Here is a 21085-nt window from a genome sequence, read left to right as displayed (position 1 = left end):
GCCGCGCCCGCGATCCGGCATTCAGGAAATACGGAAGCGCTCGTTGCCGTCCGGCTGTTCGATGAAATGATCCAGGCCCGCCACCTTGAGCGGGTGCAGGTTGTAGTCGACGTGGGCGGTGCCCAGGAGCGGCGGCGCATCCGGCGTGGATGTCGGAGACAGCACGCTCTGTTCTGCGGACGTCGGCGCGTCGCCACCACTGGCGACGACGGTGAGTGGCGTGTTGGGAAGTGTCATGACTGGACTCCTGCGACGCGATCGCAGCGCCGCTGGCGTATGCCGCGGCGCGCCGGGGCGGCGCCCGCGGAAGGTTTCACTTTGCGTCCCTGCCTGAAGCGGCGACCGCGCCGTGGAACCGGGCTGGCTCGGCGGTCGATGGGGCGGTCGGCCCCGCTTCGTCCTGCTTCGGAGCTTCGATGCGCGTCGCTGGAGAAGGGTTGCACGGCGCGGGCGAAGGCGAAGCGCCGGTCGGATGAGGCCCCATGGGCAGCCGGGGCGGCTTCCGATCGTGGCTGTAGTGTAGGCCCGCGTCGCAAGAAAAAACCGTGTCGAAGGACATGACGAAAATCGCGCTGCGGGGCACGATCTTGGCCTCGTTGATGCTTTGCCGCCGGCGACGGACGGACGGCTAAAACAGCATGCTCTAAAAGAGCTGCCCTTGATCGAGCATGATCTTCACCGGCGCGAAGCTGCGGCGGTGTTCGGCGCACGGGCCCAGCCGCTGCAGCGCCTCGAAATGCGCCGGCGTGGGGTAGCCCTTGTGCGCGGCGAAGCCGTAGCCGGGGTACTGCGTTTCCATCGCCACCATCAGGCGGTCGCGGGTGACCTTGGCCAGGATGGAGGCGGCGCTGATCGCCGGTTCCAGCGCATCGCCGCCGACGATGGCGCGGCCGGGGCAGGGCAGGTTCTTCGGCAGCGCGTTGCCGTCGATCCAGGCTTCGTGCGCGATCAGCGAAAGGCCGGCGACGGCGCGGCTCATGCCGGCCATGGTGGCCTGGAAGATATTGAGCTGGTCGATCTCCGTCACGCTCATCGCGACGATGCAATGCGCCAGCGCGTTGGCGACGATCAGCGGATACAGCGCCTCGCGCTTCGCCTCGGTGAGTTTCTTCGAATCGTCGAGGCCGTCGATCGGGCGCTTGGGATCCAGGATCACCGCCGCCACCACCACCGGTCCGGCGAGCGGCCCGCGGCCGGCTTCGTCGACGCCGGCGATATGGCGCAGCGCTTTCCTGTTCATCGCGGGCGCTCGATCAGTTCGATGACGGCGTCGGCCGCATGGTCGCCCGCTTCGCCTTCCAGCTCGCCGCGCAGGGCGCGGTGCAGTTGCTCGAACGCGGCCACGATCTCGCCGCGGCGCTGGCTGTCGTGGAACAGCGCGAGCACGGCTTCGGCGAGCTTCTCCGGCGTGCAGTCGTCCTGCATGAGTTCCGGCGCGAGCATGGCCTGGTCGCCCAGGCCGCAGGCACGGGCGAGGATGTTGGGCAGCGCGTAGACGTCGGTCTTCAGCATGTTCAGCGCGCGCGCGATGCGGTAGCTGATCGGCGAGACGCGATAGCCCACCACCATCGGCCGCTTGGCCAGCATGGCTTCCAATGTGGCGGTGCCGGAAGCGAGCAGCACCACGTCGGCGGCGAGCATGGCTTCGTGGGCGCGGCCGTCGAGAAGAATCGGAGTGTCGTCGTTGGTGGGGCCATCGCCGAGCATCGCCTTCAGCGTGGCATGCACGCGTGCGTTGGCGGCGGGGATCACGATGCGCAGGCCAGGCAGTTGCGCCGCCACGCGGCGGGCGGCGTCGAGGAACACGCTGCCCAGTTTCGTCACTTCTGACGAGCGACTGCCCGGCAGCACCGCCAGCACCGGCGCGTTCTGCGGCAGCTCGAGGAAATCGCGTGCGCCGACGCGGTCGGAGACCAGGGCGAAGCGGTCCGCCAGCGGATGGCCGACGAAGCGGGCATCGACGCCATGGCGTGCGTAGATCGCCGGTTCCATCGGGAACAGGCACAGCACGCGGTCGGCGCTGCGGCCGATCTTCGCCGCGCGCTCTTCGCGCCAGGCCCATACGGAAGGGCTGACGTAGTGCACGGTGCGCAGGCCGGCGGCGCGCACGCGCTGCTCGACGCCCAGGTTGAAATCCGGCGCGTCGATGCCGACCACCACTGCGGGCTTCGCCGCGATCAGGCGCGCGACCAGTTCCTTGCGCAGGCGCAGCAGGCGCGGCAGGTGGCCGATCACTTCGGCCAGGCCGAACAGCGACAGCTCGCGGATGTCGTACCAGGACTCGAAGCCCTGCGCCTGCATGCGCGCGCCGCCGATGCCGACGAAGCGGGCTTCCGGATAGCGACGACGCAGAGCAGCGATCAGGTCCGCACCAAGCTGATCGCCGGAGTCTTCTCCGGCGATAAGAGCGATTTGCAAAGGGGCGTTGGCCGTGGGTGTCATGGTGGCGCTTAGGGCAAAAGCCCGTGCCTGATTTGACTATATGCGGGGCGCATATAGTCGTCAGCGCGCCAGGGCGCGCTCGCTGCGATCGAGGAAGTCCAGCATCGCGCGCACGTCGTCGCTTTCCTGCGCCAGCGTCACCAGCTGTTCGCGCGCGTCGGCCTGGGTCAGGCCGGCCATGTACAGCGTGCGGTAGGCGCGCTTGATCGCGGCGATGCGGGTCGGGTCGAAGCCACGGCGCTTGAGGCCTTCGCTGTTGATGCCGCGCGGGCGGCCGCGCTGCTCGTTGGCCATCATCACGAACGGCGGCACGTCGGAGCCGACCAGGCAGCCCATGCCGATGAAGGCGTGCGCGCCGACCTTGCAGAACTGATGCACGCCGGAGAAGCCGGACATGATCACGAAGTCGCCGATCTCCACGTGCCCGGCCAGCGCCGAGTAGTTGGAGAACACGGTGTTGTTGCCGATCTGGCAGTCGTGCGCCACGTGCACATAGGCCAGCAGCCAGTTGTCGTTGCCGATGCGGGTGATGCCGCCGCCGTCGCCGGTGCCGCGGTTGACGGTGACGAATTCGCGGATCAGGTTGCGGTCGCCGATCACCAGCTCGGTGCGCTCGCCCTGGAATTTCTTGTCCTGCGGCGCACCGCCCAGCGAGGCGAACTGGCTGATGCGATTGTCGCGGCCGATCCGGGTGGGACCTTCGATCACGACGTGCGGACCGATCACCGTGCCTTCGCCGATCTCCACCTCGGCGCCGATCACGCTGTAGGCGCCGACGCTGACGTTGGCGCCGAGCCTGGCCGACGGATCGATCTGAGCGGTGGCATGGATCATTTGTCGGACCTCGCCGCGCAGACCAGCTGGCAGGAGGCGACCTTCTTGCCGTTGACGCGGCTTTCGGCCTCGAACATGCCCATGCCGCGCAGCAGGCGCAGCAGCTTCACTTCCATATGCAGCTGGTCGCCCGGCACGACGGGGCTGTAGAAGCGCGCGTCGTCGACCTTGGCCAGGTAGAACAGCGGGCTGCCGGTGTCGCCCTTGAGGCGGCTGCTGATCTGGGTGAGCAGGCCGGCGGTCTGCGCCATGGCCTCCACGATCAGCACGCCGGGCATCACCGGATGGCCGGGGAAATGGCCCTGGAAGAACGGCTCGTTCATGGTCACGTTCTTCAGGCCCACCACGCGGTGGTCCGGGTCCAGCTCGATCACCCGGTCCACCAGCAGGAACGGATAACGATGCGGCAGCAGGTTCTGGATCTGCTCGACGGTCACCGGCAGGTGGAAGGGCACGGTCTTGTCACTCATTGTTGCTGTCCTTCTCCAGCGCCGAAAGGCGGCGCACGTACTCATCCAGGTGCTTGAAACGGGCCGCGTTGCGCCGCCACAGGCGGTTCTCCTGCAACGGTACCCCCGCGGAATACTCGCCGGGCTCGCGGATCGAATGGGTCACCAGGCTCTTGGCGGTAATGGTAACCCGGTCGGCCAGTTCGAGATGGCCCAGCACGCCGGCGTTGCCGCCGATCATGCAATAGCGTCCGATCTTCGCGCTGCCGGCCACCGCGGCGCAGCCGGCCATGGCGGTGTGCGCGCCGACGTGGACGTTGTGGGCGATCTGGATCTGGTTGTCCAGGCGCACGTCTTCTTCCAGCACGGTGTCTTCCAGCGCGCCGCGGTCGATGGTGGTGTTGGCGCCGATCTCGCAGTCGTCGCCGATGCGCACGCCGCCGAGCTGCGGCAGCTTGATCCAACTGCCGTGATCCGATGCGCTGCGGTCGAAGGCGAGGCCGAAGCCGTCCGAGCCGATCACCGCGCCCGGATGCACCAGCACGCGCTTGCCCAGCGTCACGCGGGTGACCAGGGTGACGCGCGCGACCAGGCGCGACTGCGCGCCGACGGTGCAGCCGGCGCCGACGATGCAATGCGGCCCAAGTACGGCGCCGTCCTCGATCACGGCGTCCTCTTCCACCACGCAGCAGGGGCCGATGCTCGCGGTCGGCGCGATGCGCGCGGCGGGCGAGACCACGGCGCTGGCGTGGATGCCCGCCGGATAGGCGGGCAGGCGCTCGAACAGCGCGGCGATCCTGGCGTAGGCGACGTAGGGATCCTTGGCCACCAGCGCGGCGGTGGGGCAATCGCCCGCGTTCTCTTCGCGCAGCACCACCACGCCGGCGCGGGTGCCGCTCAGCTGGGCGCTGTACTTGCTGTTGGAGAGGAAGCTCAGCTGGCTGGGGCCGGCGCCGGCCAGCGTGCCGACGCCGTCGATGACGCGCTGGCCGTCGCCCTGGAAGGCGAGGCCGAATCGCTCGGCCAGCTCGGCCACGGTGTGTTGGATGGTGCTCATGCGGGCTCCCTGGCGGTGCGGGCATTGTAGGGCGTGGGGGCCGCGACGTCTTTCCGCACGGGCAAAAGAAAGCGCGGCCGTGGCCGCGCTTTCGGGGGTATTGCGGTGGATCGGCGACTGTCCGGGCCGGGCCCGGTCAGGACCAGCTCCTGGATCAGAACTGGCTGCCGAAGGTGAACTGGATGCGCTCCTCGTAATGGCGATCTTCCTTCTTGGAGCGGATCGGCATGGCGAAGTTGATGATCAGCGGGCCGATCGGCGCCTGCCACTGCAGCGACAGGCCGGTCGAGGCGCGCAGGTCGCTGGCCTTGAAGCTCGAGTAGTCCTTGTATGCGTTGCCGACGTCGAGGAACCACGACACGCGGGCGGTGTTGACGTCCTTCAGGAACGGCAGCGGCAGGAACACCTGTGCCGTGCCCAGCACCTTGAACGCGCCGCCGACCGGCTGGGCGTAGGCGTAGTAGCCGCCGTTGCATCGGCCGTCGGCATCGGGCTTGAGCGGCTTATTGTTGGCGTCCAGGCCCACGCACAGCTTCGGGCCCAGGGTGTTGTCCTGGAAACCGCGCACGTCGCGCACGCCGCCGGAGTAGTAGTTCTCCCAGAACGGGAAGTCGATCTTCTGGCCCTTGATGTAGTCGCCGAAGCTGTTGTCGTACTCCTGGCCGTAGGTCTTGCCGTAGCCGACCTGGCCGTCCAGGTACAGCACGAAGCCGCGACCGATCGGCCAGTAGTGGTTGGCCTCGCCGAAGATCTTGTAGTACTGCACGGTCGAGCCGGGCAGGGCGATGTCGGTCGACAGCGACATCAGGCCGCCGCGGGTCGGCGCCCAGTAGCCGTTGCGGGTGTCGTGGGTCCAGCCCAGCTGGCCGGTCCAGGAATGGATGGTCTTGTGGCCGATCGCGTTCTGGTAGTCGATCAGCGCCTGCGGCGACAGGCTCTGCGAGACGATCTGGCCGGTGGAGTCGTAGTACTGGTAATCCAGGTTGATCTTGTTGCTGCTCAGGCCCAGACCCGCGCGCAGGTTGTCGAAGTCGGTGATCGGGATGTTGAGGAAGGCCGAGAACGACTTCTGGCTGCTGGTGAAGTTGACGAAGTCGCTGTTGGCGTCGCCGTAGTCGCTCTTGCTGTAGGCGGCGTTGTAGCCGATGCCGATGCCGTTGTCGGTCAGGTACGGGTTGAAGTAGGTGGCGCTGACGCTGGTGACGTAGTCGCTGCGCTGCGCGGACACCGAGAAGCTGTCGCCCGTGCCCAGGAAGTTGTTCTGCGAGACCGAGGCGGACAGGATGATGCCCGAGTACTGCGAGTAGCCCACGCCGAACATCAGGCTGCCGGCGGACTGTTCTTCCACCTTCACGGTCAGGTCGACCTGGTCCTCGGTGCCCGGCACCAGCTTCTTGTCGATGTCGACCTTCTTGAAGTAGCCCAGGTGCTGCAGGCGGATCTTCGAGCGGTCGATCGCCGGCTGCGAGTACCAGCTGCCTTCCAGCTGGCGCATCTCGCGGCGCATCACGTCGTCTTCGGTACGGGTGTTGCCGTTGAACACCACGCGGCGCACGTACACGCGCTTGCCCGGCTCGATGTAGAAGGTGAGGTCGACGGTGCGCTTGTCCTTGTCCAGCTTCGGCACCGGGGTGACCTTGGCGAAGGCGTAGCCGATGCTGGCCAGGATGCTCTTGATCGCATCGGAGCTGGCTTCGATCGCCTTGCGGTTGAAGGTCTGGTCCTTCTTCTGGAACACCAGCTGGCGCAGGGTCTCTTCCGGCAGCACCAGGTCGCCGAGCAGGTGGATGTCGGAGACGGTGTAGATCTCGCCTTCCTTCACCGCGGCGGCGATGTACATCTCGCGCTTGTCGGGGGCGATGCTCACCTGGGTGGAATCCACGCCGAAGTCGGCGTAGCCGCGGTCCATGTAGTAGGACTGCAGCTTCTCCAGGTCGCCGGAGAGCTTTTCGCGCGAGTACTGGTCGTCCTTCGAATACCAGGACATCCAGTTGCTGGTGTCGGACTCGAAGTCCTTGCGGATTTCCTTGTCGGTGAACGCCTTGTTGCCGACGATGTTGATCTCTTTGATCTTGGCGACCTTGCCTTCGCGGATCTCGATGTCGATCGCCACGCGGTTGCGGTCAAGGTTGGTCACGTGCGGCTCGACCGACACGTTGTACTTGCCGCGGTTGTAGTACTGGCGGATCAGTTCCTGCTGCACGCGGTCGAGCGAGAGGCGGTCGAAAGTCTCGCCTTCGGACAGGCCGATCTCCTTCAGGCCCTTGCGCAGGTCGTCTTCCTTGATGTCCTTGTTGCCGCGCAGGGTGAGCTTGGCGATGGACGGACGCTCGGTGACCTTGATCACCATGATGTCGCCTTCGCGGTCGATCTCGACCTCGCTGAAGAACTTGGTCTGGTACAGGGCGCGGATCGCGCGCTGGGCGGCATCCGAGGTCAGGCGGTCGCCCTTGTTGACCGGCAGGTAGTTGAGCACCGTGCCCGCGGAGATGCGGCTGAGGCCATCGATGCGGATGTCGGAAACGACGAACGGCTCGAACGCGAGCACGTTGGCGGAGAGTGAGGCAAGCAGGATCAGGGCGGCGATACGCTTCATCGTCGATTCCGTAGTTTATTCCGACACAACGGCCGGGGCCGCTGCGAGTAAGAGTTGAAGCGGGGAGGTTCCCCGCTTCGAAAAAAAGCGCGCACCGTTCGCCGGCGAGGCGGAGGACGTTTCAACGCATGGCGCCGCGACGCGGGCGACAACGGATGTCGCCTTGCCACGGCTCGCTGATCGTCCCCCGACGCTGGCGTTGGCCACTTGCGTCACAAGAACAGGCTGCGATGGATGTCGTTGTAGAACGCCAGACCCATCAAGGTGAGCAGCAGGAACAGGCCGACGTACTGGCCGGCCATCATCGTGCGCTCACTCAGCGGACTGCCCTTGACCAACTCGATAAGGTAATACAGCAGGTGACCGCCGTCCAAGACGGGGATGGGCAGCAGGTTCAATACCGCCAGGCTCAGCGAGATCGCGGCCAGGAAACGCAGGAACGCCCCCAGGCCCGCACTGGCCGAGGCATTGGCCACCTGGGCGATGCCGATCACGCCGGACAGATTCTTGGTCGAGGCCTGGCCGCTGACCATCTTGCCGATCATGTTGAAGATCGAGGCGGTGTTGTCCCAGGTGGTGGTCAGCGCGGCGGATACGGCGGCGGCCGGCCCGTAGCGGCGCAGCATCGGCTCCGGCTGCGGCGGCGACACGCCGATCAGCCAGCGCGGCGGCTGGCCTTCCATCGATTCCATGCGCGCGGTGACCTTGAACGACAGCGGCTTGCCCTGGCGCTCGACGGCGATGTCCAGGGCCGGCGACTTGGTGGCTTCGGCCACCACCAGGCGCGAGAAGGCCTCGAAGTCGGTCACCGGCTGGCCGTTGATGCTGACGATGCGGTCGCCGCCCTGCATGCCGGCGCTGGCGGCCGGGAAGCCGGCCCTCACCACGGCGGCGATCGGGGCGGGCGAGGCGAGCTTGATGCCGAGCTTGTCCATGTATTGGCCGATGTCCTGGCCAGCCGGCAGCCGGTTCAACGGCAGGGTGACCACGCGCTCCGTGCCGTCGCTGCCGCGTACGCGCAGCGGCAGCGGCTCGCGGCCGAGCAGGGCGTTGCCGAGCGCCTCGTAGGTGTCGCCCATGGTGTCGACCGGCTTGCCGTCGACGGCGAGCACGCGGTCGCCGTCGCGGACGCCGGCGTCGGCGGCCATGCTGTGCGGGGTGGCGGTGACCAGCGGGGCGAAGTCGGGCATGCCGACCACGTACATCGCCCAGAACGCGGCGATGGCGAAGATCAGGTTGAAGGCAGGGCCGGCGGCGACGATGGCGATGCGCTGCCAGACCGGCTTGCTGGTGAATTCGCTGCCGCGGTCGGCCGGGTCGACCTCGCCCTCGCGGGCGTCCAGCATCTTCACGTAGCCGCCCAGCGGGATGGCGGCGATCTGGTACTCGGTACCGTCCTTGCCGATGCGGCTCCAGATGGCCTTGCCGAAGCCCACCGAGAAGCGCAGCACCTTGACGCCGCAGCGGCGCGCGACCCAGTAGTGGCCGAACTCATGGAAGGTCACCAGCACGCCGAGCGTGACCAGCAACCAGAACACCGAGCCTAAAAAGGAATTCATCTGCAAGAGCTTATCAGCATGCGTTGCGGAGGATGCGGCGGGCGGCTTCGCGGGCTGCCCGGTCACGTTCAGTAAGGGACCGGACATCGACCACGGCTTGCGGCGGCAGTTCCATGAGCACGCTTTCGACTACGTCGGCGATCGACAGGAAGGGCAGGCCGCCGGCAAGGAAGGCTGCCACGGCCACTTCGTTGGCCGCATTCAGGATGGCGGGCGCGTCGCCGCCCGCGCGCAGCGCCTGGAAGGCCAGGGCCAGGCAGCGGAAGGTGGCCAGGTCCGGCGTCTCGAACTGCAGCGTGCCGTGGGCGGCCAGGTCCAGCGGCGGCACGCCGGATTCGACCCGCTCCGGCCAGGCCAGTGCATGGGCGATGGCAGTGCGCATGTCGGGGTTGCCGAGCTGGGCCAGCACCGAGCCGTCGACGTATTCGACCAGCGAGTGGACCAGGCTCTGCGGATGCACCAGCACCTCGATGGCGTCGGGCGCGGCCTGGAACAGGTGGTGCGCCTCGATCACCTCCAGGCCCTTGTTCATCAGCGTGGCCGAGTCCACCGAGATCTTGCGGCCCATCGACCACTTGGGATGGCGGCAGGCCTCGTCCGGGGTGATGCCGGCCAGCTCGGCGCGGCGGCGGCCGCGGAACGGGCCGCCGGACGCGGTCAGCACCAGCCGGCGCACGCCGCTGCGCGCCAGCTCGGGCCGGCCGCCCGGCAGGCACTGGAAGATGGCGTTGTGCTCGGAATCGACCGGAATCAGTTCGCCGCCGCCTTCGCGCAGCGCCGCCAGCAGCAGCGGGCCGGCCATCACGATCGATTCCTTGTTGGCCAGCAGCAGGCGCTTGCCGCTGCGGGCCGCGGCCAAGGTGGAATCGAGGCCGGCGGCGCCGACGATGGCGGCCACCACGGTGTCGCACTGCCCGCCGGAGACGGCGGCGGTAATGGCGTCGTGGCCGGCGGCCACTTCGCAGCGCACGCCGGCGGCGGCCAGGCGGCGGGACAGTTCGCCCTCCAGGGCCGGGTCGCCGATCACGGCCAGGTCCGGCCGGTGCTGCTCGCACAGCGCGGCGAGCGCTTCCACCTGGCGATGGGCGGTCAGCACGCTGGCGCGGAAACGTTCCGGATGGCGCGCGACGACGTCCAGGGTGCTGCCACCGATGGAGCCGGTGGCCCCCAGTACCGCGATCTGGCGAGGCTTGCTCATAGACCCAGCAGCAATTTGCCGGCGGCGAACACGGGCAGGGCGGCGAACACGCTGTCCAGGCGGTCCAGCAGGCCGCCGTGGCCGGGGAACAGGTTGCCGGAGTCCTTCACCGCGGCATGCCGCTTCATCAGGCTTTCCAGCAGGTCGCCGACGATCGAGGCGACCACCGTGACCATCGACAGCAGGATCAGGCCGACCAGGCTGCCGTCGCGCACGTGCAGCAGCCAGCCGCCCACGCCGGCCACCAGGGCGCCGGCGATGAAGGCGCCGTACACGCCGGCCCAGGTCTTGCCGGGGCTGATGGTCGGGGCGAGCTTGCGCTTGCCGAACAGGCGGCCGCTGAAATAGGCGCCGATATCGGCGGCCCACACGATGGCCAGGGCCAGCACGGTCCACCAGTGGCCGTGCGGCTGGTCGCGGTGGATGCTCATCGCGGCCACCCAGGCCGGCACGATCACCAGCGCACCGGCGCCGAGCTTGAGCAGCCGGTTCTCGCGCGTCGGCGCGGCGCCGAAGGCGAAGTGGTTGAGCCAGACGCAGACCACGCCCCACCACAGCACACCGACGCCGATCAGCACCGGCCACAGGGCGGAGTCGCGCGCCCACCACAGCAGGGCGAACAACACGGCGGCGGCGGCCAGCAGGCCGCCGCGCACGCCGGTGTCGTGCTTCAGGCCGGACAGGCGGGTCCATTCCCACAGCGCGGCCAGGAAGGCCAGCGCCACCAGCGGCGCGAACACCGTCGTCGGCGGCCACAGGATCAGCAGGATCGCCAGCGGCGCGAGCAGCAGTGCGGTAAGAGTGCGCTGAAGCAGCATGCGGATCCTTAGGTTGACGCCTTGACGGCGACCTGCTCGCCGGTGCGCCCGAAGCGGCGCTCACGGCGTGCATATTCCTCGATGGCCCCGCGCAGGCAAGCCTGGTCGAAGTCCGGCCACAAGGTATCGGTGAAATACAGCTCCGCATAGGCGGCCTGCCACAGCAGGAAGTTGCTGATGCGCAGCTCGCCGCCGGTGCGGATGAACAGGTCCAGCGGGGGCAGTTCGGCCAGGCTCATCCAATGGCCGAGCAACTGCTCGTCGATCTCGTCGGCGCGGAACTCGCCGCGGGCCACCGCCTCGGCGGCCTTGCGCGCGGCCTGCACCACGTCCCAGCGACCGCCGTAGTTCACCGCCACGTTGAGATGCAGCTTGTCGTTGCCGGCGGTGTGTGCGATCGCCTGGTTCATGCGCTGGCGCAGGGTCGGATCGAACGCGCCCAGGTCGCCGACGAAGCGCATGCGTACGCCGTGCTGGTGCAGTTCGTCCACTTCCTTGTCCAGGGCGCGCACGAACAGCTCCATCAGCGCGCCGACCTCGTCCTGCGGGCGCTGCCAGTTCTCGCTGGAGAAGGCGAACACGGTGAGTGCCTGCACGCCTTCGCGCAGGCAGCCTTCGACCACTTCGCGCAGGGCCTTGCGGCCGGCGTTGTGACCGAAGCTGCGCGGGCGGTGGCGCGCCTTGGCCCAGCGGCCGTTGCCGTCCATCACGATGGCGATGTGGCGCGGGATCCGCGCGGCGTCGGCGTCGGCCATGCGGTCGGAGCGATGGCGCGTCAGAGCGCCATCAGCTCCTCTTCCTTGGCCTTGGCGACCGTGTCCACTTCCTTGACGAAGCGATCCGTGAGCTTCTGGATGTCGTCCTCGGCGCGGCGCTCGTCGTCCTCGGTGATCTTCTTGTCCTTGAGCAGGTCCTTCACCTGCTGCATCGCATCACGGCGCACGTTGCGGATGGCGATCTTGGCTTCCTCGCCCTCGTGCGCCACGTGCTTGGCCAGCTCGCGGCGGCGTTCTTCGGTGAGCGGCGGCATGTTGAGGCGGATCACCGTGCCGGCGGTGGTCGGCGTGATGCCGACGTCGGAGGACAGCAGCGCCTTCTCGACCGCGGCGATGTGGCTCTTGTCGAACGGCGTGATGATGATCGAGCGGGCATCGCCCAGCGAGATCGAGGCCACCTGGTTGAGCGGCATCTCCGAGCCGTAGGCCGGCACCCTGATGTTTTCCACCAGCGCGGTGCTGGCGCGGCCGGTGCGCAGGCGGGTCAAGCTGTGCTTGAGCGAATCGATGCTTTTGCCCATGCGGGTCTGGGCATCGGTCTTGATGTCGTTGAGCATGGGCATACCCCTTGATCGTGCAAGCCTGGAAGTATAACAGCGGGGGAAGCCCGCAAGCGGGCGGGCTTCCGGCAGGGTGGGGCGCCTTGCGGCACCCCGCCCGGGCGTCAGCGGTCGGTGACGATGGTGCCGATCGACTCGCCGCGCATGATCCGCAGCAGGTTGCCCGGCACGGTCATGTCGTAGATGCGCAGCGGCATGCCGTGGTCGCGGCACAGCGCGATGGCGGCGGTGTCCATCACCGCCAGCTTGCGCTCGATCACCTGGTCGTAGGTGAGCCGGTCGTAGCGGGTGGCGTCGGCGTGGCGCGCTGGGTCGGCGGTGTACACGCCGTCGACCTTGGTCGCCTTCAGCAGCAGGTCCGCGCCGATCTCCACCGCGCGCAGCGCGGCGGCCGAGTCGGTGGTGAAGAACGGATTGCCGGTGCCGGCGGCGAACAGCGCGATGCGGCCCTTCTCGATGTGGCGGATCGCGCGGCGGCGGATGAAGTCCTCGGCCACGTCGTGGATCTGGATCGCGCTCATCACGCGGGCGAAGCCGCCGCGGCGCTCGATCGCGTCCTGCATCGCCAGCGCGTTCATCACGGTGGCGAGCATGCCCATGTGGTCGCCGGTGACGCGGTCCATGCCCGCGGCGGCGAGGCCGGCGCCGCGGAAGATGTTGCCGCCGCCGATGACCACGCCGATCTGCACGCCGGCCTTCTGGATGTCGATGATCTCGTCGGCCAGGCGGCCGATCACTTTCGGGTCGATGCCGTAGTCGGCTTCGCCCATCAGCGCTTCACCGGAGAGTTTGAGCAGGATGCGGCGATATTTAAGCGGTTCGCTCATAGGGTCTCCGGATTGTGTGTGGCAAAACGCGCGCATTGTAGCGGCTGCGCCGCGCGCAGGTAAGCACGAAGCGCGCCGCGATGCGGTGCGCGACGATGTCCCGTTCATGCACGCGTGCCTGCGCTGCATGCGTGGACGTCCGGCCGTCCGTGCCCAAGTCCATCCGCGGGCAATAAAAAAGCCGCGGTTTCCCGCGGCTTTTCAAGCGAATGCGCGACAGGTCAGACCTGCATCGCCTTCTGCACTTCGGCGAGGTAGTCCTCCTGGACCTTCTCGATGCCTTCGCCCACGACCAGGCGCACCACCTTCACCACGTCCGCGCCTTCCTTCTTCAGGACGTCGCCGACGGTGAGGTTGGTGTCCAGCACGTAGGGCTGGCCGACCAGGGTCACGTCCGACACGATCTTGTTGATCTTGCCGGTGATGATCTTGTCCAGGATGTCGGCGGGCTTGTTCTTTTCCTTGTCCGACATGGCGGCGAGGGCGATGTCCTTCTCGCGCGCGATGAAGTCGGCGGGAACGTCCTCGGCCTTCACGTAGGGCGGGTTCATGGCGGCCACGTGCATGGCGATGCCCTTGGCCAGCTCTTCCGAGCCGCCCTTGAGCGCCACGATCACGCCGATCTTGCCGCCGTGCGAGTACACGCCGAGCGGGCCGTCGTTCTCCACGCGGGCGGCGCGGCGCACGTCGATCTTCTCGCCGATGGTCGCGGTCTTGGCCTTGGCGGCCTCTTCGATGTTGGCGAAGCCCGTGATCGCGGAGGCCTTGACGGCCTCGATCTCGGTCACGCCGGCCTGCAGCACGGCCTGCGCCACGGCATGGGTGAAGTCGATGAACTCGGCGTTCTTGGCGGCGAAGTCGGTCTCGCTGTTGACCTCGACCAGCACGGCCTTGCCGTTGTCGCTGGCGGTGGCCACGCGGCCTTCGGCGGCGACGCGGTCGGCCTTCTTGTCGGCCTTGGCCAGGCCGGTCTTGCGCAGGTGCTCGATGGCGGCTTCGATATCGCCGTTGGTCTCGGTCAGCGCCTTCTTGCAGTCCATCATGCCGGCGCCCGAGCGCTCGCGCAGTTCGCCGACCAGTTTTGCGGTAATGGCAGTCATCTGGGTTCCTCGAAAATCTTTGAAACGCCCCGGCCGCATGCGGCCGGGGCGGGGGATGGCTTACTCGCCGCCGTCCGCTTCGCCGTCGTTCTGACGACCGCCGCGGCCGCCACGACCGCCGTCGCGGCGCGGGGCGCCGGCGCCCTTCTTGGCCGGACCGCGGTTGTTGTCGCGGCGGGGAGCGGCCTTGCGCTCTTCCTTGGCGACCGGGTTGCCTTCCTCGTCGAGCTCGACGAACTCGTTGGCGTCGCCGTGGGCGGCAGCCGGGGCGGCGGCGCGGCCCTCGAGGATCGAGTCGGCGGCGGCGCGGGCGTACAGCTGGATCGCGCGGATCGCGTCGTCGTTGCCCGGGATGGCGTAGTCCACCAGTTCCGGGTTGTAGTTGGTGTCGACCACCGCGACCACCGGGATGCCGAGCTTCTTGGCTTCCTGCACGGCGATGTCTTCATGGCCGATATCGACCACGAACAGCGCGTCGGGCAGGCGGTTCATGTCCTTGATGCCGCCCAGCGAGTTCTCCAGCTTCTCGCGCTCGCGACGGCGGGCCAGCACTTCGTGCTTGACCAGGCGGTCGAAGCTGCCGTCGGTCTCGGCCGCTTCCAGCTCCTTCAGGCGCGCCACGGACTGCTTGACGGTGCGGAAGTTGGTCAGCATGCCGCCGAGCCAGCGGGCGGTCACGAACGGCATGCCGGCGCGGCCGGCTTCCTCGGCCAGGGCCTCGCGGGCCGAGCGCTTGGTGCCGACGAACAGCACGGTGCCGCGCTTCTGCGCCACGGCCGACAGGAAATGCATCGCGTCGGTGAACAGCGGGAGGGTCTTTTCCAGATTGATGATGTGGATCTTGCCGCGGGCGCCGAAGATGTACGGCGCCATCTTGGGGTTCCAGTAGCGGGTCTGGTGACCGAAGTGCACGCCAGCCTCGAGCATCTGGCGCATGGTGACTTGTGCCATGGGAAAAACTCCTTCATTGGGCCTTTTTTGTGTGGCCCGGGGGTTGGGACCTCCACGCATCCCCGGCTTCGACCGCGGTACCCGAAGGCCCGCGGCACCCCGAAGGCGGTGCCGATGCGTGTGTGGCGTTAGGTTTGTCCGATCAAGGACTTAAGTGATCATGCCGCAGCGCGGTTACAATCGCTTTTCGCTTTGCGGCCAATCGGGAAACGCCTTCTAAGGCGCGTTCTCCGGGCAGCAAAACTCCGAAATTATAGCCGGCGCGCCGGCGCAGCGGCAAGTCGGCCCGCCCGGTTGAAGCCGGGGACTTGCGGCGCCATCTGAGTGGACCTATGGCCGTTACCCTGAAATCCCCCGCCGACATCCAAGCCATGCGCGAGGCCGGCAAGCTCGCCGCCGAAGTGCTGGCCATGCTCAAGGAGCACGTCAAGCCGGGCGTGACCACCGAGGACCTGGACCGCCTCGCCTACGAGCACATCGTCAACGTGCAGAAGGCCATCCCGGCCAACGTGGGCTACAACGGCTTTCCCAAGACCCTGTGCACCTCGGTCAACCACGTGATCTGCCACGGCATTCCCAGCCCGGGCAAGCTGCTGAAGGACGGCGACATCATCAACCTGGACGTCACCGTCATCCGCGACGGCTGGCACGGCGACACCAGCCGCATGTATTACGTCGGCACCCCCTCGGTGCTGGCCCGGCGGCTGGTGGAGACCACCCACGAGGCGATGATGCTGGGCATCCAGGCGGTGCGCCCCGGCGCCACCCTGGGCGACGTCGGCCACGCCATCCAGAAGCATGCCGAGGCGGCCGGTTTCTCGGTGGTGCGCGAGTACTGCGGCCACGGCATCGGCAAGGTCTATCACGACGAGCCCCAGGTGCTGCACTACGGCAAGCCCGCCAGCGGGCTGGAGCTGAAGAAGGGCATGACCTTCACGGTCGAGCCGATGGTCAACGCCGGCAAGCCGCAGACCCGCCAGCTGCCGGACGGCTGGACCGTGGTGACCAAGGACCATTCGCTGTCGGCCCAGTGGGAGCACACCATCGCGGTGACCGACGACGGCTTCGAGATCCTGACGCCCTGGCCGGATGCCTGAGGGGCGGGAAATAGTTTGATAGAAGGGCGGCCTTGGCCGCCCTTCTTCGTTTCGGGGCGCTCCGTGCCGTCCTCGGCGTGGCAGACTGCTTCGGTTCCCCGTTTCCCGGTCCCCGCCGCCCATGACCGTCGTGCTGCCGCCCTTGCCCCGCCTGCCCACCGCGGTCCCGCGCTCGGGCGTATCGACTGAGGCGCGGCGGGCGCTGCGGCAGCTGCTGGGCGACGTCGACCGCGCCATCGCCACCGCCTTCCGCGACGGCGCCGACGCCACCGCGCTGGCGCGCCGGCGCGGCGATTCGGTATCGCGCATCGTCGCCCACGTCTGGACCGCCTGCCTGGGCGAGGTGGAGGGCGCGGCCTTGTTCGCGGTCGGCGGTTTCGGCCGCGGCCTGCTGTTTCCGCATTCGGATGTGGACCTGCTGGTGCTGGCCGAGCGCGCCGAACCGGCACGGCTGCGCGCGCTGGAGCAATGCTTCGCCACGCTGTGGGACATCGGCTTGAAAGTGGGCCATGCGGTACGCGACCCGGCCCAGTGCCGCGCGCTGTCCGCGCAGGACGCCAGCGTGTTCACCAGCCTGCTCGATGCACGCCGGCTGGCCGGCGATCCCGCGCTGGAAGCCTCGCTGCAGGCGATCGTCGACGACCCCGCGCTGTGGCCGCCGGCTGCCTACCTGGCGGTGCGCCTGTCCGAGCGCGATGCGCGCCATGCGCGCTACAACGACACCGCCTACAACCTCGAACCCAATCTCAAGGACGGTCCCGGCGGCCTGCGCACGCTCGATTCGCTGCGCTGGCTGGGGCGTCGCCTGGCGCATGCGGACGATTTCGACGGCATGGTCGAGGAAGGCTTGCTCGATCCGGCCGAGCGCTCCACCCTGGAAGAGGCCGAGGCCACGCTGCGCCGCTACCGTTTCGCGCTGCACCTGGAGGCCGGCCGCGCCGAGGAGCGCCTGCTGTTCGACTACCAGCGCGCGCTCGCCGAGCAGTTGGGCTTCCGCGACGAGCACGAGAAGAACCTCGGCGTCGAGCAGTTCATGCAGGGCTACTACCGCGCCGCCAGCCAGGTGGAACGTTTAGGGGTGCAGATTGCCGAGCGCTTCGAGGAAATGCTCGAGCCGCCGGCCGAGCCGCAGCCGGTCGGCGCGGATTTCCTGCGTTACGGCTCGCGCCTGGCGGTGCGCGATCCGGATCTGTTCGTGCGCCGTCCGGCGGCCCTGGTCGAGGTATTCATCCTGCGCCTGGGCGAGCCGGGCATCGTCGGCTTCACCGCCGACACCATGCGCCGCATCCACCAGGCCACCGCGTTCTTCGGCGCGGCGCTGGCCGACGATCCGCAGGTGCTCGATGCCTTCCTGCAGCTGCTGCGCAAGGGCGCGCCGGCGGTGGAGGCACTGTGGCGGATGAACCGGCACGGCCTGCTGGCGGCGGTGCTGCCGGCCTTCGGCAAGGTGTTCGGGCGCATGCAGTACGACCTGTTCCATGTCTACACCGTGGATGAGCACACGCTGCGCGTGCTGCGCAACGTGGCGCGCTTCGCCGATGCGGCCGCGCGCAGCGAATTCCCGATCGCCTGCGGCATCTGGCCCACGCTGGAGAAGCCCGAGCTGCTGCTGCTCGCCGCGCTGTTCCACGATATCGCCAAGGGCCGCGGCGGCGACCATTCCGTGCTGGGCGAGGAAGACGCGCGCGCGTTCGGCGCCCGCCTCGGCCTGCCGCGCGAAGACATCGACCTGATCGCCTGGCTGGTGCGCTGGCACCTGCTGATGAGCGTGACCGCGCAGCGCCAGGACATCACCGATCCGGACGTGGTGCAGCGCTTCGCCGAAGCCGTGGGCGAGCGTGAGCGCCTGGACCTGCTGTATCTGTTGACCATCGCCGACATCATCGGCACCAGCCCGCGGCTGTGGAACGCGTGGAAGGACCGCCTGCTGGCTGACCTCTACACCGCTACCCGCTACGCCCTGGCCAGCGACGACGAACTGCCGCGCGACGCCGCCGCGCGCGTGCGCGAATGCCGCGAGGCGGCGCTGGCCCTGCTGCTCGCGGACGGTTTTGCGGAGCAGGCCTGCCAGCGCGTATGGCACGACTTCCCGGAGCAGAGCTTCCTGCGCCACCGCCCGGAGCAGATCGCCTGGCAGACGGCGGCGATCATCCGCAGCGGCGGGGCGACGCCGCTGATCGAAGTGCATCCGCTGTCGGTGCGCGGCACCACCGAGCTGTTCGTCTACACGCCGGACCGCGACGGCCTGTTCGCCTCGGTCACCGCCATGCTCGACCGCCTGCATTTCTCGGTGATGGAGGCGCGCATCCTCAACAGCCGCAACGGCATGGCACTGGACACCTTCCTGCTGCTCGAATCGGACAGCCAGCAGCCGGCCAGCGCCGATCGCGCCGAGGAACTGCAGCAGCGCCTGCACCGCGCGCTGTCGCAGCCGGCGCATACGCACCAGCCGTCGCGGCGGAACATGTCGCGGCATCTGAAGCATTTCCAGGCGGCGCCGAAGATCGCCTTCAGCGCCATCGGCGAGCGCACCCGGCTGGCCCTGGTGTGCAGCGACCGGCCCGGCCTGCTCGCCGCGGTGTCGCAGGCCATGGTCGACGCCGAGGTGCGCGTGCACGATGCGCGCATCGCCACCTTCGGCGAGCGCGTGGAAGATTTCTTCCTTATCAGCGACCGCCGCAACGCGCCGCTTGGCGTGGTGCAGCAGGACCGCCTGCTGCACGCCCTGCTGGATCGCCTGGGTGCGGCCAGGCGCGCGGGCTAGGGCATCCGCCGATAGACGGCCAAACCGGCTCGCCCCCTGCGGCCAATCCCGCTAGCATGCTTCAGTTTTCCCAAGGTCCCCGCACGCCATGCAAAGCATCGAATCCCTGATCAACGACGCCTTCGAGCGCCGCAACGACCTCACCCAGTCCGACATCGAAACCTATCTGCGCCCCGCCGTGGAGCAGGTGATCGACCTGCTGGAATCCGGCGAGCGCCGCGTCGCCGAGCCGGACGGCCATGGCGGCTGGACGGTCAACCAGTGGATCAAGAAAGCGGTGCTGCTGTATTTCCGCATCAACGGCAACCGCGTGGTCGACGGCGGTTCCGCACTGGCCTTCGACAAAGTGCCGCTGCGCTTCGCCCACGGCAACGACGCCGAGCTGCAGGGCCTGGGCGCGCGCGTGGTGCCCGGCGCGCTGGTGCGCCGCGGCGCGCACGTGGCCAAGGACGCGGTGCTGATGCCCAGCTACGTCAACATCGGTGCCTACGTAGGCGCCGGCAGCATGGTCGACACCTGGGCCACGGTCGGCTCCTGCGCGCAGATCGGCGCGCACGTGCACCTGTCCGGCGGCGTCGGCATCGGCGGCGTGCTGGAGCCGCTGCAGGCCAATCCCACCATCATCGAGGACAACTGCTTCATCGGTGCGCGTTCCGAAGTGGTGGAAGGCGTGGTGGTGGAGAAGGGCAGCGTGATCGGCATGGGCGTGTTCCTCGGCCAGTCCACGCGCATCTACAACCGCGCCACCGGCCAGATCAGCTACGGCCGCGTGCCGGCCGGCAGCGTGGTGGTGGCCGGCAGCCTGCCGGCCAAGGACGGCACGCACAGCCTGTATGCCGCGATCATCGTCAAGCAGGTGGACGAGAAGACGCGCAGCAAGACCAGCATCAACGAACTGCTGCGCAGCGCCGAATGACGGCGGCCGCGGCCGGGGCGGGCATCGAGGCGGCGCGCAGGCGTGCGCGGATGCTGGCCCTGGCCGGCATCGTGCTGGCGATCGTGGCGTTAGCGCTGCCGCCGATGGCGCAGCCGCAGTCCTATCACGGCTTCGCCGACCAGCGCGGGTGGCTGGGCATCCCCAACTTCGGCGACGTGATGTCCAATCTCGCGTTTCTGGCGGTCGGGCTGATGGGCCTGGCCGCGATGCGCCTGCCCGCCGTGCAGGCAATGGGCAGGACCAGCATGCATGCCTATGGCATGACCTTCGCCGGACTCGCGCTCACCGCCTTCGGCTCCGCCTATTACCACTGGGCGCCTTCCGATGCCCGGCTGGTATGGGATCGATTGCCGATGACCCTGGTGTTCATGCCGCTGCTCGCCGCCACGCTGGCCGAGCGCCTGCGCTGGCGTTCCGACCAGCCGCTGCTGGCGTTGTCGCTGCTGGGCGTCGGCACGGTCGTCTACTGGAAGCTCACCGGCAATCTGCTCCCTTATTTCGCGGCCGAGGGCGGCTCGATCCTGTTGCTGCTGCTCGCGGTGGCCTTGCTGCCGACGCCTTGGAGCGGACGCGCGCAGCTGTTCGCGGTGCTGGCCACCTACCTGGTGGCCTTTGCCTGCGAGCAGGGCGACAAGCTGGTGTTCCAGGCGACGGGCGGCAACGTCAGCGGGCATACGATCAAGCACCTGGTCGCGGCGCTCGCCTTCTATGTGCTGCTGCGCATGCTGCGGCGACAACGACTTCTCACGGACAGCGACACATGAGCAACCCCACTCTCTACGGCCTGCCCAACTGCGATACCTGCAAGAAGGCGCGCAACTGGCTCAACCGTTTCGACGTCGAGCACAGCTTCGTCGACTATCGCGCCAACCCGGTGCCGGCCGACACGCTGAAGGGCTGGGCGCAGCAACTGGGCGGCTGGGAAAAGCTGGTCAACAAGGCCGGCACCACCTGGCGCAACCTGCTGCCGCAGCGCAAGAACCCCGGCAGCGACCCGGAATGGACCCTGCTGCTGAAGGAATACCCGGCACTGGTGCGCCGTCCGGTGGTGGTGCAGGCGGACGGCTCGGTCAGCGTCGGCTTCACCGACAACGGTTTCAAGAAGCTGTTCGCGCGCTGA

General features: G+C 68.2%; 20 protein-coding genes. 5 read left to right on the top strand and 15 right to left on the bottom strand.

Features of this window, described 5'->3' with window-relative positions; genetic code table 11:
- Positions 1-21 precede the first annotated feature (21 nt).
- From BM172_RS18300 to rpsB, 15 genes are all read right to left on the bottom strand, one after another.
- Positions 22-237, bottom strand: a complete 216-nt coding sequence (locus BM172_RS18300; protein WP_026635877.1) for a hypothetical protein — start codon at positions 235-237, stop codon at positions 22-24.
- 406 nt (positions 238-643) lie between these two features.
- Positions 644-1240 (bottom strand): ribonuclease HII, encoded by a 597-nt coding sequence (gene rnhB / locus BM172_RS18295; protein ID WP_026635878.1) that lies wholly within the window; start codon positions 1238-1240, stop codon positions 644-646.
- On the bottom strand, positions 1237-2442 hold the full coding sequence (lpxB, locus tag BM172_RS18290; RefSeq protein WP_026635879.1) for a lipid-A-disaccharide synthase: 1206 nt from the start codon (positions 2440-2442) through the stop codon (positions 1237-1239). The genes rnhB and lpxB overlap by 4 nt, the downstream gene beginning before the upstream one ends.
- Positions 2443-2502: 60 nt before the next feature.
- Positions 2503-3276, bottom strand: a complete 774-nt coding sequence (gene lpxA, locus BM172_RS18285; RefSeq protein WP_026635880.1) for an acyl-ACP--UDP-N-acetylglucosamine O-acyltransferase — start codon at positions 3274-3276, stop codon at positions 2503-2505.
- Positions 3273-3746 (bottom strand): 3-hydroxyacyl-ACP dehydratase FabZ, encoded by a 474-nt coding sequence (fabZ, locus tag BM172_RS18280; protein WP_026635881.1) that lies wholly within the window; start codon positions 3744-3746, stop codon positions 3273-3275. Before fabZ ends, lpxA begins: the two co-directional genes overlap by 4 nt.
- Positions 3739-4782 (bottom strand): UDP-3-O-(3-hydroxymyristoyl)glucosamine N-acyltransferase, encoded by a 1044-nt coding sequence (gene lpxD, locus BM172_RS18275; protein ID WP_026635882.1) that lies wholly within the window; start codon positions 4780-4782, stop codon positions 3739-3741. Before lpxD ends, fabZ begins: the two co-directional genes overlap by 8 nt.
- A gap of 154 nt (positions 4783-4936) precedes the next feature.
- On the bottom strand, positions 4937-7378 hold the full coding sequence (gene bamA / locus BM172_RS18270; RefSeq protein ID WP_026635883.1) for an outer membrane protein assembly factor BamA: 2442 nt from the start codon (positions 7376-7378) through the stop codon (positions 4937-4939).
- Between the two features lie 212 nt (positions 7379-7590).
- Positions 7591-8937: an RIP metalloprotease RseP gene (rseP, locus tag BM172_RS18265; protein ID WP_026635884.1), complete on the bottom strand. Its 1347-nt coding sequence runs from the start codon at positions 8935-8937 to the stop codon at positions 7591-7593.
- A 13-nt stretch (positions 8938-8950) separates the two neighbouring features.
- The gene (locus BM172_RS18260) at positions 8951-10135 is read right to left on the bottom strand and encodes a 1-deoxy-D-xylulose-5-phosphate reductoisomerase (RefSeq protein WP_026635885.1); all 1185 of its coding nucleotides are present in this window, start codon (positions 10133-10135) and stop codon (positions 8951-8953) included.
- Positions 10132-10953 carry a phosphatidate cytidylyltransferase gene (locus BM172_RS18255; RefSeq protein ID WP_026635886.1) on the bottom strand — a complete coding sequence of 274 codons (822 nt, stop codon included), beginning with the start codon at positions 10951-10953 and terminating at the stop codon, positions 10132-10134. Before BM172_RS18255 ends, BM172_RS18260 begins: the two co-directional genes overlap by 4 nt.
- Before the next feature lie 8 nt (positions 10954-10961).
- Entirely contained in the window at positions 10962-11708 is a 747-nt protein-coding gene (gene uppS, locus BM172_RS18250) for a polyprenyl diphosphate synthase (RefSeq protein WP_026635887.1), read from the bottom strand.
- A 20-nt stretch (positions 11709-11728) separates the two neighbouring features.
- On the bottom strand, positions 11729-12286 hold the full coding sequence (gene frr / locus BM172_RS18245) for a ribosome recycling factor (protein WP_026635888.1): 558 nt from the start codon (positions 12284-12286) through the stop codon (positions 11729-11731).
- A 107-nt stretch (positions 12287-12393) separates the two neighbouring features.
- Entirely contained in the window at positions 12394-13116 is a 723-nt protein-coding gene (gene pyrH, locus BM172_RS18240; protein WP_026635889.1) for a UMP kinase, read from the bottom strand.
- Between the two features lie 221 nt (positions 13117-13337).
- Positions 13338-14216 carry a translation elongation factor Ts gene (gene tsf / locus BM172_RS18235; RefSeq protein WP_026635890.1) on the bottom strand — a complete coding sequence of 293 codons (879 nt, stop codon included), beginning with the start codon at positions 14214-14216 and terminating at the stop codon, positions 13338-13340.
- 60 nt (positions 14217-14276) lie between these two features.
- A complete protein-coding gene (rpsB, locus tag BM172_RS18230; protein WP_026635891.1) occupies positions 14277-15167 on the bottom strand; it encodes a 30S ribosomal protein S2 in 891 nt (296 codons plus the stop codon).
- 332 nt (positions 15168-15499) lie between these two features.
- On the opposite strand from rpsB, the gene map reads away from it, so the two are divergent.
- From map to BM172_RS18205, 5 genes are all read left to right on the top strand, one after another.
- On the top strand, positions 15500-16264 hold the full coding sequence (gene map, locus BM172_RS18225; RefSeq protein ID WP_026635892.1) for a type I methionyl aminopeptidase: 765 nt from the start codon (positions 15500-15502) through the stop codon (positions 16262-16264).
- Between the two features lie 121 nt (positions 16265-16385).
- The gene (gene glnD / locus BM172_RS18220; protein ID WP_026635893.1) at positions 16386-19028 is read left to right on the top strand and encodes a [protein-PII] uridylyltransferase; all 2643 of its coding nucleotides are present in this window, start codon (positions 16386-16388) and stop codon (positions 19026-19028) included.
- 88 nt (positions 19029-19116) lie between these two features.
- Positions 19117-19944: a 2,3,4,5-tetrahydropyridine-2,6-dicarboxylate N-succinyltransferase gene (dapD, locus tag BM172_RS18215; RefSeq protein WP_026635894.1), complete on the top strand. Its 828-nt coding sequence runs from the start codon at positions 19117-19119 to the stop codon at positions 19942-19944.
- The gene (locus tag BM172_RS18210) at positions 19941-20729 is read left to right on the top strand and encodes a hypothetical protein (protein WP_051548855.1); all 789 of its coding nucleotides are present in this window, start codon (positions 19941-19943) and stop codon (positions 20727-20729) included. The genes dapD and BM172_RS18210 overlap by 4 nt, the downstream gene beginning before the upstream one ends.
- A complete protein-coding gene (locus BM172_RS18205) occupies positions 20726-21085 on the top strand; it encodes a Spx/MgsR family RNA polymerase-binding regulatory protein (protein ID WP_026635896.1) in 360 nt (119 codons plus the stop codon). The genes BM172_RS18210 and BM172_RS18205 overlap by 4 nt, the downstream gene beginning before the upstream one ends.

The organism is Dyella marensis, assembly GCF_900112865.1.
Lineage (GTDB): Bacteria > Pseudomonadota > Gammaproteobacteria > Xanthomonadales > Rhodanobacteraceae > Dyella_D > Dyella_D marensis_A.
This window is presented reverse-complemented; position numbering and strand designations above follow the sequence as displayed.